At 71.9% G+C, this 13,991-nt stretch carries 13 protein-coding genes; 6 read left to right on the top strand and 7 right to left on the bottom strand.

Translation table 11 applies throughout. From position 1 onward, the window contains the following. Positions 1-90: 90 nt before the first annotated feature. The 3 genes from ACZ4XD_RS36190 to ACZ4XD_RS36180 form a co-directional block, all read right to left on the bottom strand. Positions 91-381, bottom strand: a complete 291-nt coding sequence (locus ACZ4XD_RS36190; protein ID WP_042158296.1) for a hypothetical protein — start codon at positions 379-381, stop codon at positions 91-93. A 238-nt stretch (positions 382-619) separates the two neighbouring features. Then, a complete protein-coding gene (locus ACZ4XD_RS36185) occupies positions 620-871 on the bottom strand; it encodes a hypothetical protein (protein WP_042158299.1) in 252 nt (83 codons plus the stop codon). Positions 872-1,057: 186 nt separating this feature from the next. After that, entirely contained in the window at positions 1,058-2,182 is a 1,125-nt protein-coding gene (locus tag ACZ4XD_RS36180) for a PP2C family protein-serine/threonine phosphatase (RefSeq protein WP_468049644.1), read from the bottom strand. A gap of 520 nt (positions 2,183-2,702) precedes the next feature. On the opposite strand from ACZ4XD_RS36180, the gene ACZ4XD_RS36175 reads away from it, so the two are divergent. Beyond that, positions 2,703-3,626, top strand: a complete 924-nt coding sequence (locus ACZ4XD_RS36175; protein ID WP_468049642.1) for a DMT family transporter — start codon at positions 2,703-2,705, stop codon at positions 3,624-3,626. Here ACZ4XD_RS36175 and ACZ4XD_RS36170 read toward each other — a convergent pair. Both ACZ4XD_RS36170 and ACZ4XD_RS36165 read right to left on the bottom strand, forming a co-directional pair. After that, positions 3,566-4,165 carry an aldehyde dehydrogenase family protein gene (locus tag ACZ4XD_RS36170; RefSeq protein ID WP_468049640.1) on the bottom strand — a complete coding sequence of 200 codons (600 nt, stop codon included), beginning with the start codon at positions 4,163-4,165 and terminating at the stop codon, positions 3,566-3,568. The genes ACZ4XD_RS36175 and ACZ4XD_RS36170 overlap by 61 nt on opposite strands. A gap of 101 nt (positions 4,166-4,266) precedes the next feature. After that, the gene (locus ACZ4XD_RS36165; RefSeq protein WP_468049638.1) at positions 4,267-4,659 is read right to left on the bottom strand and encodes a PPOX class F420-dependent oxidoreductase; all 393 of its coding nucleotides are present in this window, start codon (positions 4,657-4,659) and stop codon (positions 4,267-4,269) included. Between the two features lie 265 nt (positions 4,660-4,924). On the opposite strand from ACZ4XD_RS36165, the gene ACZ4XD_RS36160 reads away from it, so the two are divergent. From ACZ4XD_RS36160 to ACZ4XD_RS36150, 3 genes are all read left to right on the top strand, one after another. Then, positions 4,925-5,476 carry a MarR family winged helix-turn-helix transcriptional regulator gene (locus tag ACZ4XD_RS36160; RefSeq protein WP_468049636.1) on the top strand — a complete coding sequence of 184 codons (552 nt, stop codon included), beginning with the start codon at positions 4,925-4,927 and terminating at the stop codon, positions 5,474-5,476. Further along, on the top strand, positions 5,473-8,112 hold the full coding sequence (locus ACZ4XD_RS36155) for an MFS transporter (protein WP_468049634.1): 2,640 nt from the start codon (positions 5,473-5,475) through the stop codon (positions 8,110-8,112). Before ACZ4XD_RS36160 ends, ACZ4XD_RS36155 begins: the two co-directional genes overlap by 4 nt. 207 nt (positions 8,113-8,319) lie before the next feature. Beyond that, positions 8,320-9,780: an SDR family NAD(P)-dependent oxidoreductase gene (locus ACZ4XD_RS36150; protein WP_468049632.1), complete on the top strand. Its 1,461-nt coding sequence runs from the start codon at positions 8,320-8,322 to the stop codon at positions 9,778-9,780. On the opposite strand, the gene ACZ4XD_RS36145 is transcribed toward ACZ4XD_RS36150, so the two are convergent. Next, positions 9,759-10,778, bottom strand: a complete 1,020-nt coding sequence (locus ACZ4XD_RS36145) for a LysR family transcriptional regulator (protein WP_468049630.1) — start codon at positions 10,776-10,778, stop codon at positions 9,759-9,761. The two genes, ACZ4XD_RS36150 and ACZ4XD_RS36145, sit on opposite strands and share 22 nt — an antisense overlap. 97 nt (positions 10,779-10,875) lie before the next feature. Between ACZ4XD_RS36145 and ACZ4XD_RS36140 the strand changes: the two genes are divergently transcribed. After that, positions 10,876-11,493: a maleylpyruvate isomerase family mycothiol-dependent enzyme gene (locus tag ACZ4XD_RS36140; protein ID WP_468049628.1), complete on the top strand. Its 618-nt coding sequence runs from the start codon at positions 10,876-10,878 to the stop codon at positions 11,491-11,493. A 114-nt stretch (positions 11,494-11,607) separates the two neighbouring features. Here ACZ4XD_RS36140 and ACZ4XD_RS36135 read toward each other — a convergent pair whose 3' ends face one another. Further along, a complete protein-coding gene (locus ACZ4XD_RS36135) occupies positions 11,608-13,638 on the bottom strand; it encodes a M3 family metallopeptidase (RefSeq protein WP_468049626.1) in 2,031 nt (676 codons plus the stop codon). A gap of 167 nt (positions 13,639-13,805) precedes the next feature. On the opposite strand from ACZ4XD_RS36135, the gene ACZ4XD_RS36130 reads away from it, so the two are divergent. After that, on the top strand, positions 13,806-13,991 hold a 186-nt coding region (locus tag ACZ4XD_RS36130), incomplete at its 3' end, for a CBS domain-containing protein (protein WP_468049623.1).

Below are 13,991 nucleotides of genomic sequence, written 5' to 3'. Positions count from 1 at the left end.
GCCGGACGAACTCCCACTCGGCATCCGACAGTTCATGGCGACGTATCACCCGACCATGATCCACCACCCGAGATCATTTGAAGACACTGCCTAGTGGTGAAACAGCTCCTCCAGGGAGGCGTCGGCGCGCTCTCCGCCGCGTACGGCTTCGACGACGGCCTGGTGAAAGGTGCGGCTGGCCTCTTCGGAATCGCACGGGACGGGGCTGCCGGCCATGGTGTACCAGTCCGACGCCCCGGTGTACTGCACGGCTACGTGGGCCAGGTTCTCCGACCAGGTCGTGTGAATGGTCAGGTCACCGTTGATCACGCCGATCTCCGCGGTGTGAACCGCGCCAGGTAGGGCGTGGATCCCCACAGTGGTCCAAGATGCCCAGGTCATGATGTTCCCCTCGGCGACAAGGGCCCCGGCCGGCGGCCGGGCGCGGTGACTCAAGTTTGGCACTTGAGGTGCGGCGGCGCACCGCATGCGGTGCCACGGATTCCGCCTGAGGCGCGGAGGCCGGGCCGGGCCTGGAAACCTCAAGCTATTTGAAGGAACAACTTGCAGGTGTGGGCCCGGTGCCTGGGCGTCCGGCCGGGCGGAGCCAAGGGGCAGACCCGGAGGTCCGTGGGGAAGCTCAGTCGATGACCGTATGGAAGAAGGTGACGGCGGCACCGAAGGCGGCGCCGCCGACGAGGGTGGCGGAGGCCGGGGTGCCGCCGTTGAAGAAGGTGAGCACCCCGGCGGCGATAGCGGTGAGGGCGCCGAGGAGGAAAATGACGGCGGCGCGCTGACTCAGCAGGGTTGATCTGTTGTCGGACACATCAACTCCGATCTGCGCGGGAGCGAAGGGTCGCTCGGTGCGGATGCTGATGCTCTGACTGATCATCTCATCTCTTGTCCAGAATTTTCGGCAGCACACGACGAAATTCCCAAAGGGATGGGGAAAAGCCGCGATGTGGCGGCAGTCGTGGAGTGATGACGGGGAGTCATGCCGGTCGTCGGCCGCCACGGATCAGTTGCGTCCGCGAACGGGGCACCGGCCGTGGCCCCGCCGCCGCGCCCCGCCGCCACGTCACCGGGCGGGGCTGCTCCCCCTGTGCGGGGCCCGCATCCCGCCCTCCATCTGCCGGGTGACCGCGAGCACCGCCATATCGTCGTCGCGCGGGCCGCCGGTCCAGTGCTCGACGTCCCGCACCAAGCGGTCGATCACGTCCTGTGGCCCCCGGAACGGGCCGTGGCCCGCCAGCTGCGTCGCGGGATCGTAGAAGCGGCCGGTGGCGTCGCGGGCCTCCGTCACGCCATCGGTGATCAGCAACAGGGTGCTGCCCGCCGGGAACGGCCGGTCGGCCGGGAGGGTGCGTTCCACTCCCAGCGTGCCCATGCCCAGCGGCAGCCCCGGATCACCGGCCTCCAGGACGCGTACCTCGTCGTCGTGGCAGAGGTAGGGCGCGGGGTGGCCGCAGTTCAGCATCCGCAGGCCCGCGGCCCCCGGGAGGACTTCGCAGAGCAGGGCCGTGATGAAGCCCTCCAGCCGGTCCTCCTCGGAGGTGTGCTCGCTCTCCCGCAGCAGGGCGCGCTCCATCCGGTCGGCCAGCGTCGCGAGGTCCGGCTCCTCCTCGGCGGCCTCGCGGAACGCGCCCAGCAGCACCGACACCGCGCTCACCGCGCCCAGCCCCTTGCCGCGCACATCGGCGATCAGCAGCCGGACGCCGAACGGAGTCCGCTGGACGGCATAGGCGTCGCCGCCGATCCGGGCCTCGCTCTGGGCGGCCTGGTAGCGGGCGGCGACGGCCAGCGGGCCGATGCGTTCCGGCGGCGCGGGCAGCACGGCACGCTGGGCGGCCTCCGCCACCGAACGCACCACATCCAGATGGCGTCCGTGGCGGGCGATCACCCGGTTGACGCCGACCCCCATGAGCGCGGCGAAGAGGGTGTTGATGAGCTCCAGGTATCCCACGATGTCGCCTGCGGTGCCGTCCTTCACGGTCAGCGCGAAGACGCCGCCGACGATGGCGGCGCCGATGGCGAGGGTGTGCCGCAGGGAGAGCAGCGCACCGGCCGTCACGCTGGCGGCCGTCAGCATCGGGTCGCCCCAGTAGTCGGCCGGCGAGAACGCGTCCCAGGCGAGCCCTCCGGCGACCAGGACGCTCGGAGCGAACTCGACATATCGGGGCCATCGGGGGGCGAGGGAGGGCATAGGCATTCCTGACCAGCTGTCCATGTCGGCTAGCAGGAATATGCCTTTTTTGTGCTGTTTTATACCGGGGGTGTGGTGGTCGGCACGCGCCGTTGCGTCCCGTGCGTGGGCCAGCCGCGGTACGCCGGCGGTGGGGAGCGGGGGGAGCGGGGGAGCCGGGGAGTCGGAAACCGGAAGTCGCCCATCGAGCCGATGTTGACCTTCCTGTTGACCTTCCTGTCGACCATCCGCGCAGTGATCGGCGCACCGGTCGCACAGTCCTGACACCGCACCTTGTACGCCCTGGGGCATGGCGGTCTCCAGAGCATGGCGGTCTCCAGGACATGGCGGGGGACGGGAGCGGGAGCGGTCGGGCATCCGTCCGGCTCAGCGAATACGGCCCTCCGGCGCCCGTGTCGCCGGGCCGTCCCGTCGGCCGCCGGATAGCGTCGAAGACCGGTACAGCGCCGCCCCGCCGCCGCCCGGCCATCACGGCGCGGGCCCCTCCCCGGTGCCCGGGTGGCCGACGAGGAGGTGGGCCGTGACCACGTGGCCGGCCGTACTGTTCGCACTGCTCGCGGCGGCCAGCAACGCGCTGGCCACGGTCCTCCAGCGCCGGGCCGCCCGCACGGTCCCGCTCTCCGCCGGACTGCGCCTGGGGCTGCTGGTCGACCTGCTGCACCGGGCCGTCTGGCTCGGCGGGATGCTCGCGGTCGTCGCCGCGGCCTGTTTCCAGGCGCTGGCACTGTCCCAGGGAGCGCTGTCCGTGGTGCAGCCGCTCTTCGTCCTCGAACTGCCCCTCGCCCTGCTCATCGGACGGGTCCTCCTCGGGGGACACATCCCCCGCTCCGGCTGGGTCGGGGTGGCGCTGCTCGTCGTCGGCCTCGGCTCCGCCCTCGCCGCCGCCGCGCCCACCCTCGGCACCACCCATGCCCCCTTCGACCGCTGGGTGCCCGCGCTGGCGGTCTGCGCCGCGGTGATCGTCATGGCGGTCGGTGCCGCGCTCCGGCGCGGGGCGGGCGGCGTACGGGCCGCCTGCTTCGCCGGGGCGACCGCGGTCGGATACGCCCTCACGGCGGCCATGCTGAAGGACGCCACGCATGCCTGGCAGACCGGCGGCCCCGCCGCATTCTTCAGCACCTGGCAGACCTATGGCTTCGCCCTGACCGGCGTACTGGCCATCTTCCTGCTGGAGAACGCCATGCAGTCGGGCCCGCTGACCGCCTCGCAGCCGGTCCTCACGCTCGGCGACGCGCTGCTGAGCCTGTCGCTGGGCGTCACCCTCTTTGACGAACGGGTACGGGCCGGCTGGTGGCTGCTGCCCGAGGCGGTGGGCGTCGCGCTGGTCCTGTGGGGCGCGGTGCTGCTGTCCCGCGTGGCGCTGGCCCGGGACCTGACAGGTGCTCAGGACGAGGCCCCGGCCGCCGTCCGCGAGGGTACGGAGCCCGGACCGGCGGACATCTGAGCCGGCCGCCCGGAGCCCCGGGCCCGCCGGCTCACAGCCCAGACGATCCCGGTGTGCAGGGCGCGGGTGGCCCGCATGGCGCGCGCGTGGTCGTGGGTCCACACGCTCGCGGCAAGCCCGAACCGGACCCCGTTCGCCGGCCGGAGGGCCTCGGCCGCGTCCGTGAAGGGCTGCACCGTGACGACCGGGCCGAAGATCTCCTCCTGCGCGATCTCGTCGTCCTGGCGTACCCCGGCCACGACCGTGGGGGAGTGGAACCACCCCGGTCGCGCCGGTCCCGTCCCTCCCGTCACCACCTCGGCATGGTCCGGAAGACGGCTCAACAAGGCTTGTACGGAGGCGAGTTGGGCTGCGCTGTCGAGCGGGCTGAAGTCGGCGACCGGATCGCCGGGCGGGCCGGTCCGCAGGGCCTGCGCCGCCGTGGCGAACGCGGTCACGAAGGCGTCGTAGCGTCGGCGGTGCACCAGAAAGCGGGTGGGCGCGGTGCAGTCCTGCCCGGCCCAGGTGGTGCGCCTGCTGAGCGGGGACGAGAGCGGCACACGGGGCTGAGCAGGGGTCTGTCAGACGAGGGGGGCTCGCCGCCGGACCCGTGGCGTACCCAGGCGGGCGTCGCGGTCCCCGGCTGTTCCGGAGCCGTGCCTCACCCCGTGCCGCTGATGCTCTGCGGTTCGATGACGAAGAGCACGCGTTCCTCGTCGCGGCCGCCGTACCAGGGGTAGGGCCCGCCGAGGTACTTCTGGGCGAGCTGTTCGATGTGCTCGACCGCGCCCTCGGTCGTGGTCTCGACCACCCGGCCGCGCACCTGGAAGTAGCGCGCGGGGTGATCCGGGTCGGAGACCGCGACGGCCACGCGGGGGTCGCGCCCGATGTTCCGGGTCTTGACATGGCTCCGGACGCTGTTGATCAGCACATGGGTGCCGTCGGTGTCGACCCAGGTCTGGGTCAGCTGAGGGGATCCGTCGGGCATCGAGGTGGCCAGAAAGCAGACGCTCGGCCGGCGCAGCAGCGCGAGAAGTTCAGGGGGCAGGTGCACAGCGGTCTCCGGCCGGTCGGATGGCGGCGGCGGGCTTTCGGTTTCCGTGCGCCGCCGGGTTTACGTGCGCCGCTCGTAGAGGGGGCGTGGCGGAGCATATACGGCCGGGCCGTTGCCTCCGCGCCCCCATCTCCGCGCCCGTACCCCGGGGTTGGGCGGTGCGGAGCGGATGATTCCAGCCGCTATGCTTGCTGGATACAAGCAAGGTATCCACGGTCCGATGACCGCACCACGTCCGATGACCGCACCGCGAAGGATCACGACGATGAGTAAGGGCACGGTCCATGACTGCGACCGGGCTGCCCCGGAGGTCACGGCCTCGTCGGGGCTGGAGGAGGCGGCCGCCGGGCTGGGAACGGAGATCGTCCGCTTCTCGCGGCTGATCGCGGCCTGGAAGCAGCGGGCAAAGGGCGACGGTGGTGCCGCCGACCGGGTGCTGCTGGCCAGGCTGGTGGTCGGCGGGGATCAGCGGGCGACCGATCTGGCCGCCGATGCGTTCCTCGACCTGTCGACCGTCAGCCGGCAGGTGCGCTCGCTGGTGGAGCGCGGCCTGGTGACCCGTCGCCCGGACCCGGAGGACCGCCGTGGGTCGCTGCTGGCCGCGACCGAGGCCGGGCGTGCCGCGTTCGCGCACTACCGCGCCCAGCGCGACGCGGAACTGGCCGCGCTCCTCGAACCCTGGTCGCCCCAGGACCGGGCCGACCTGATCCGGCTGCTCGGCCGTCTCAACGAGGACATGGCAGAACGACAACACACACGGCTGGGTCCCGGGGGAGACCAGGGCGCCACCGTGGAGCAGGGAGACCTACGTACATGAGCACCGCCACCTCCCCGCCCGGGGCGGGAACCGGGGAGATACCCGGACCAGGAGTCCTGAGTCACCGTCAGATCCTCACCATCCTCAGCGGTTTGATGCTGGGGATGTTCCTCGCCGCGCTCGACCAGACCATCGTCAGCACCTCGATCCGGACCATCTCCGACGATCTGCACGGCCTCAGCCAGCAAGCCTGGGCGACCACCGCCTATCTGATCACCTCGACGATCGCCACGCCGCTCTACGGCAAGTTGTCCGACCTCTACGGCCGCAAGCCGTACTACCTGGCCGCGATCACCATCTTCGTCGTCGGTTCGGTGCTGTGCACCTTCTCCACTTCGATGACCGAACTCGCCGCGTTCCGGGCGGTGCAGGGCCTGGGCGCCGGTGGTCTGATGTCGCTGGCGCTGGCGATCATCGGGGACATCGTCCCGCCTCGTGAACGCGCCCGCTACCAGGGCTACATGCTGGGCACCTTCGCCACCTCCAGTGTGGCCGGGCCGCTGATCGGCGGGGCCCTCGCCGGGCAGGACCAGCTGCTGGGCATCACCGGCTGGCGCTGGGTCTTCCTGGTCAACGTCCCGATCGGGATCATCGCGCTGTTCGTGGTCGCCAAGGTCCTCAACATTCCGCACACCCGGCGCGACCACCGCATCGACTGGTGGGGAGCGCTCACCCTCTCCGTCGGTGTGGTGCCGCTGCTGCTCGTCGCGGAGCAGGGCCGGGAGTGGGGCTGGGACTCCTCCCGGTCGCTCGCGTGCTATGCGATCGGTGGCGTCGGCATCATCGCCTGGATCTTCGTCGAGCGGTGGATCGGCGATGACGCGCTGATCCCGATGCGGCTCTTCCGCAACGGCACCTTCAGCAAGACCAGTGTGCTGTCCGTGCTGATCGGGATGGGGATGTTCGGCGGGATGCTCATGATCCCGCAGTACCTCCAGATCGTGAAGGGCGCCAGCCCCACCAGCTCGGGTCTGGAAATGCTGCCGCTGATGGCGGGCATGTTCATCGCCTCGATCGCGTCGGGCCAGATCACCGCCAAGACCGGCCGCTACAAGGTCTTCCCGATCATCGGGACCGCGCTGATGATCGCGGCGATGCTGCTCTTCCACTTCCGGGTCCAGTGGGACACCCCGCTGTGGGAGACCATGATCTACATGCTGGTCTTCGGCCTCGGCCTGGGCGGCTGTATGCAGACGCTGGTGCTGGCGGTGCAGAACGCGGTGCCGCCGCGGGACATGGGGGTGGCGACCGCCTCGTCCACGTTCTTCCGTCAGATGGGCGCCACCGCCGGAACCGCGGTCTTCCTGTCGGTACTGTTCAGCACGGTCGGTGACAAGATCTCCGCGGCGTTCAAGGACGCGGCGTCCACCGAGCGTTTCCAGGCCGCGCTGCATGACCCCGCGGTGCTGCACGACCCCGCCAACAAGCCCGTGCTCGACATGCTCAAGCACCCCGGCAACGCGGACTCCTCGGGCGTGCTCAGCGACTCGTCGTTCATCCAGCACCTCGACCCGCGGCTGGCCGAGCCGTTCAAGCGCGGCTTCGCGGACTCGATGCACACGGTCTTCCTCATGGGGGCGATCGTCGTCGCGCTGGCCTTCCTGCTGATGTGGTTCATCAAGGAGGTCCCGCTGCGGCAGATCTCCGGGCTCCAGGCCCGTGCGGAGGCCGACGCCGAAGCCGATGCGGCGGCCGGATCCGCCGGTGGTGCGGCGGACGCCGTCGACGGGGCGGCGGACGGTGCCGAGGACGCGGTGGTCACCCCGCCGCCGTCCGGGCCGTCCGAGCCCGTCGGTGCCCCGCGCGCCGACGCCGTACCGGCCGTGGCCGCGGCATCCGCACCCGCCGCGGACCGTGGCATCGGCACGACCGGGCCGGAGATCCGGGGAACCGTACGGGACAGCGAAGGCCGGCCGGTGGACCGGGCCGCGGTCACTCTGATCAGCGTCGACGGCCGGCAGCTCGGCCGTGCCTCGACCGCGGCCGACGGCGGCTACGCCCTGCCCACGACGGGCGCCGGCAGCTATGTGCTGATCGGCTCCGCGGGGACCCGGCAGCCGCAGGCCGTGACCGTAGTGGTGGGCGGCGAGCCGGTCTCGTACGACCTGACCCTCGGCGGCGCGGTCGGTCTTGAGGGCGAGGTCCGCGACGAGAAGGGCGAGGAGCCGGTGCCCGGCGCGCTCGTGGTGGCCACCGATGTCACCGGCGAGGTCGTGGCGTCAGGAGTGGCCGGCCAGGACGGGAGCTTCGCGTTCGGTGAACTGGCCCCCGGCAGCTACACCCTGGCCGTCAGTGCCGCCCGCCACCGCCCGTCCGCCCTCCCGGTGGAGGTCACCACCGGCGACCGCAACTGGTACGAGGTCCGGCTGACGCCCGGCGCCCAGGTCCGCGGCACCGTACGCACGGTGCACGGCAGCCCGGTCGACGACGCCCGGGTGACCCTGCTGGACCCGGCGGGAAATGTGGTGGGCACCGCCACCAGCGGGCACGACGGGGAGTATGTCTTCACCGACCTCGACAGCGGTGACTACACCCTGATCGCCAGCGGCTACCCGCCGGTGGCCACCCCGCTGCAGGTGGCGGCCGCCGGAGACGGTGAGTTCGACATCGAGCTGGGGCACGACCCGGTGCGGTGACGGCCGGGGGAATACGGCACAACGAGGGCCCGGCGCACGCGGAGCGCCGGGCCCTCGGCCCTGACCGGTGGGGCGCCGCTCCACCGCCCCGCGCCACGCTCACCAGTACGAGCGCCCCCCATCGGGTTTGTTCGCAACAGCCCCGGCTCAGTACAGTTCCGCCGAAGCTTGAATAGAACACACGATCCCAGGAAAGCGGCAGCGGCGATGACGGTGACCGAAACAGGCCGGGCCGATGGCACGGGTATCGACTCGGAGCGGATGGCGGTCTGCCTGAGCGTGCTGGAGGAGCTCGACGCGCTGCCCGTCGACCACCCGGACGCGATCACCATACGGCGCGCCACCGCCGGCATCTACCGCAAGGTGAAGCAGCGGCGGCGGCAGGAACGCCGGGCGGCCAAGAGCGCCAACGACAGGGCGGTGACCGCGGCCACCGCCACCGGTGCCCCCGACCGGATCGACGACGAGACCCAGGGCCTGGCCCTCGCCAGCTCCGTGAGCACGGAGCTGGCCGGCATCCTGGAGCGGCCCCGGTCCTGCTACACCTGCAAGAGCCGCTATGTCGAGGTCGACGCCTTCTACCACCAGCTCTGCCCGCCCTGCGCCAAGGAGAACCGGGCCCGCCGCGACGCCGGCACCGACCTCACCGGCCGGCGCGCGCTGCTCACCGGCGGCCGGGCCAAGATCGGCATGTATATCGCGCTGCGTCTCCTGCGCGACGGCGCCCACACCACCATCACCACCCGCTTCCCGAGCGACGCCATCCGCCGCTTCAAGGCGATGCCGGACAGCGCGGACTGGCTGCACCGGCTGAAGATCGTCGGGATCGATCTGCGGGACCCGGCCCAGGTCATCGCGCTCGCCGAGACGGTGAGGGCCGAAGGCCCGCTGGACATTCTGATCAACAACGCCGCGCAGACGGTCCGCCGGTCACCCGAGGCGTACGGACAGCTGATCGCCGCAGAGTCGGCCCCGCTGCCCGCCGGGGAGCTGCCCGCCTCCGTCGTCCTCGGGCACTTCGGCAGCGGCGCCCCCGCGGCCCTCCCCGCCGCCGCGGGCACGTCCGGCGCGCTGACCGCCGCCGACCTCACCGCCCTCGCCCTGACCACCGGCTCCGCCACGCCCGCCCGGATCGAGGCGGGCACCGCGATCGACGCGGGTGGGCTGGTACCGGATCTGCACGCCAGCAACAGTTGGATCCAGAAGGTGGACGAGGTCGACCCGGTCGAGCTGCTGGAAGTCCAGCTGTGCAATATGACCGCCCCCTTCCTGCTGGTGAGCAAGCTGCGCCCGGCGATGGCGGCGGCCCCGGCGCGGCGCAAGTACGTGGTGAACGTCTCCGCCATGGAGGGCCAGTTCAGCCGCGGCTACAAGGGCGCCGGCCACCCGCACACCAATATGGCCAAGGCGGCGCTGAACATGCTCACCCGCACCAGCGCGCGGGAGATGCTGGAGACCGACGGCATCCTCATGACCGCCGTGGACACCGGCTGGATCACCGACGAGCGTCCGCACCCCGACAAGATGCGGCTGGCCGACGAGGGCTTCCACGCCCCGCTCGACCTGGTCGACGGCGCGGCCCGGGTGTACGACCCGATCGTCCGCGGCGAGCGCGGTGAGGACCTGTTCGGCTGCTTCCTGAAGGATTACGCGCCCACGGCCTGGTGACCGGGGGAGGCACCGGCGGCCTGCCGGGCGTTCCCGGCACCCGCGGCCTCCCCGGCAGGCCCGGCGGCCGCGGTGCCGCCACCGCTTCCCACCGCGGGGAGCGCGGCGCGCAACAGTTCCAGCAGGGCACGGGCGGCGGGGCCGGCGGGGCCTGCCGCCCGCCAGGCCAGGGCGACCCGGCCGCGCGGCCGCGGCGCGGTGATCTCCAGCGTGCGCAGACCCGCGGCGGCCGCCTCGTCCGCCGGCAGGGCCGGGACGACGGCCACCCCGAGGCCACGCGCCGCCAGCCGGGCCAGGACGTGCGGGGCGGCCGCCTCGAAGGCGATCCGGGGCCGGAACCCCGCCTCCGTACAGGCTCGTTCGAGCACCCCGCGCAGTCCGGTACCGCGCGGCAGGCTGATCAGGGCACGGTCGCGGAGCGCGGTCAGCGGGATGCCCGTCCGCCCGGTGTCCGCCGTCAGGAGGGCGTCGCCCGGTGCGACGGCGGCGACGAGGGGCTCGTCCACCACGATCTGGCAGGCCGTACCCGGCGGCGGCGCCTCGTCCATGAGGCCGATCACGGCGATATCGAGCGCACCGTTCTGGAGTGCGCCGAGCATCCGCTCCGAGGTGTCCTCGGTGAGCGAGATCTCGACCTGGGGGTGGGCGTCGTGGAAATCGGCGAGGAGGGAGGGCATGTCGAACCGGCTACTGGCGGCGCCCGAGAGCAGGCCGATTCTGACGCGGCCGCGGAGCAGCCCGCTGAACTGGTCCACGGTCTGCCGTATCCCTTCGGCGGCGGCGAGCGCGGCCCGCGCATGGGTGAGGACGGCCGCACCCACCTCCGTCACGGTCACCGACCGGCCGGAGCGGTCGAGCAGCGGCTGCCCCAACTCCCGTTCCAGCTGCCGGATCTGGGCGCTCACCCCCGGCTGCGCCAGATGCAGACGGGCGGCGGCCCGGGTGAAGTTGGCCTCCTCCACCACGGCGACGAAGTACTGGAGCTGTCGAAGTTCCATAACTGGTGATTCTAGAGAGCAGAACCACCCGCTCTTGGACTTATGGCGGCGCTGCCAAGATCCTTGACACCAGGGGCGGTTCGAGAGGAGAACTCCGATGGACACCAAGGCGGCGATCGCGGCCGAACGCCGGGAACTGGCAGCCCTGCTGGACGGTTTGCCGGCCGGGCAGTGGGACGCACCGACGCTGTGCGCGGGGTGGCGGGTGCGGGAGGTCGTGGCGCATATGTCGATGGGGTTCCGCTACTCGCTCCCCAAGACGCTCGCCGAACTCGTCCGCGCGGGAGGCAATCTCCACCGGATGACCGACCGGTGCGCCCGCAGGGACGCGGCCGCCGCTTCGACGAGCGAGCTCGCCGGCTTCCTCCGGGAGCATGCGCACCATCCCTGGACGCCGCCGGTCGGCGGCTTCGCGGCGGCCCTGGGGCACGACGTGGTGCACGGCCTGGACATCACGGTCGCCCTGGGCCACGACCGGCGCGTCCCCGAAGACCGGGTGCGCCTCCTCCTGGAGAAGATCACCCCCGGGTCGGCCAGGTTCTTCGGCGCCGACCTCCGCGGCATCCAGCTCCGCGCCGACGACCTCGACTGGTCCTTCGGCACCGGCACACCGCTCTACGGCTCGGCCCAGGACCTGCTGCTGGTCGCCTACGGCCGCAAGCTGCCGCCCGGCCGGCTCCGCGGGGAGCCGCACCCGCGCTTCGTCGCCGGCTGAGCGGCGCGGCGGCACGACGGCCGCTCAGCCGGTACGGAGCGGCCGCCACCCATGATCAGCCGGGCGCCCGGACCTCCGGGGTCCAGCCTGCCGGCCCGTCCGCCGGCCCGTCCGTCAGGCCGTCAGCCCGTGACGGTCCAGCAGCGGACCGATCTCCGCGTCGCGGCCGACCACCGCGCGGAACGCCGCGAGCGGGTCGACACTGCCGCCCCTGCCGAGGAGTTCCCGGCGGAAGATCTCACCGCTCGCCCGGATCGTCCGCCCGTTCTCCCGGAACCAGCGCACGGTGTCGGCGTCGAGCACCTCGGCCCAGCGGTAGCCGTAGTACCCCGCCGCGTAACCGTCGCTGAAGATATGGGCGAAGTAGCCGGTGCGGTAGCGCGGCGGGATCGCGGCCATCGCCAGCCCGTAGCGCTCCAGCGCGGCCGCCTCGAACGCCTCCGCCTCGTCCTCGCCCGGCATCTCGCCGTCCGCGGAAAGGGTGTGCCAGGCCCAGTCCAGCACCGCGGCGGCCTGGTGCTCCACCATCCGGAAGCCCGCCCCGAAGTTCTCCGCCTCACGCAGCCGGGCGGGGAGTTCGGCCGGCATCGGCTCACCCGTGACGTGGTGCCGGGCGTAATGTGCCAGCACCTCGGGCCAGTCCGCCCACATCTCGTTCACCTGAGACGGGAACTCGACGAAATCACGGGGGACTTGGGTGCCGGAGAGCAGCGGATAGCGGACATCGGAGAACAGGCCGTGCAGCGCATGCCCGAACTCGTGGAACAGCGTGTTGACCTCACTCCAGCTCAGCAGCACCGGCTCGCCCGCCGGAGGCTTGGCGACATTCAGGTTGTTGACCACCACCGGCCGCTGCCCGAGCAGCTTCGACTGCGCCACCAGCGAGTCCATCCAGGCGCCGCCCCGTTTGGACTCGCGGGCGTGGAAGTCACCGATGTACAGGCCGAGCGGGCTGCCGTCGGCGTCGTGCACCTCGTAGATACGGGCGTCCGGGTGGTACGAGACCAGATCGGGGCGCCGGGTGAAGGTGATCCCGTAGACCAGCCCGGCGGCGTGGAAGACACCGTCGTGCAGCACGGTGTCCAGCTCCAGGTAGGGCCGCAGCGCCGCCGCGTCGAGGTCGAACCGCTCCTTGCGCACCCGTTCCGAGTAGTACTGCCAGTCCGCCGCGCCGATCTCCGCCACCCCGGCCGCCTCGGCCAGCGCCGCGCCCTCCCGCTCGGCGTTGGCGACGGCCGGGGCGACCAGCCGGCCGAACAGCTCCTCGACGGCCGCCGTGGTGCCGGCGGTCCGGTCCGCGACCTCCCAGGCGGCGTGATGGGGGTAGCCGAGCAGCGCGGCGCGCTCGGCGCGCAGCCCGGCCAGGGCGACGGCGACCGGGCCGTTGCTGTCGATACCGCGCCCGAGGGAGGCGGCGAGCAGCCGCTCGCGCAGCGCGGGATCCTCCAGCGCGGCGAGTTCGGTCTGGCAGGAGAAGTTCTTCAGGGTGAGCGCGAACTTGCCGGGGTGCCCGAGCGCCCGCGCCTGCTCGGCGGCGGCCGCGATCCGGTCCGCGGGCAGGCCGGCGAGCTCCTCGGCCCGGTCCAGCACCAGCGCGGCGGCCGCGGTGGCCGCCCGCAGATTCTGCATGAACTCGGTGCTCAGCGCGGCGATTTCGGCATTCAGCTCGCGCAGCCGCCGCTGCTGCTCGGGGGCGAGCCGGGCACCGGCCCGTACCCGGTGGGTGTGGTGGCGTTCCAGCAGCCGCAGTTGCTCCTCGTCCAGCCCGAGTTCCCCGCGCTGCTCGTACAGCGCGTCCAGCCGGTCGAACAGAGCGGGGTCGAGCAGCAGCAGGTCGGCATGGGCGGCCAGTTGGGGCGCGATCTCGACCTCGAGTGCCTGGATCTCCTCGTCGGTGTCCGCCGCCACCTTGTTGAAGAACACCCGGCGCACCCGGTCCAGCACCGCACCGCTGCGCTCCAGCGCCTCCACGGTGTTCTCGAAGGTCGCCGGCTCGGCACCGGCGCCGATCGCCGCCACCTCGTCCCGCTGGTCGGCCATGCCGCGGGTGAACGCGGGCAGGAAGTGATCGTTCCGGATCCGCGCGAAGGGCGGCAGTGCGTACGGCAGATCACTCGGCTCGAAGAAAGGATTCGACGTCGTCACGGACCGACACTACGCCCGGAGACGGCGCCGGGTCCGGTAGTCGTCCCAGGAGGCGGCCCCCCCGTCCCGCCGCGGCCGGTTACGGCCGTCCCGGTGAGCATCTCGGGGTCATCCGTGATGTGATCGAAGGCGAGGCATGCAAGCACACTCCTGCGACAGGAGGAATCATGGCCACCAAGTTGCGAGCCCGAGACATCATGTCCGGCGGAGCGCACTGTGTGGGTGCACACGAGTCCTTGCACGACGCGGCGAAGATGATGCGGGATCTGGACGTCGGCTGCCTGCCCATCTGCGGCGACAACAACAAGCTCACGGGCCTTATCACCGACCGTGACATCGTCATCGCGTGTTGT

It is taken from the genome of Streptomyces sp. NPDC029466 (assembly GCF_055574515.1).
Note: the sequence above shows the minus strand (reverse complement) of the source record. Positions and strands in the feature narration are given on the sequence as shown.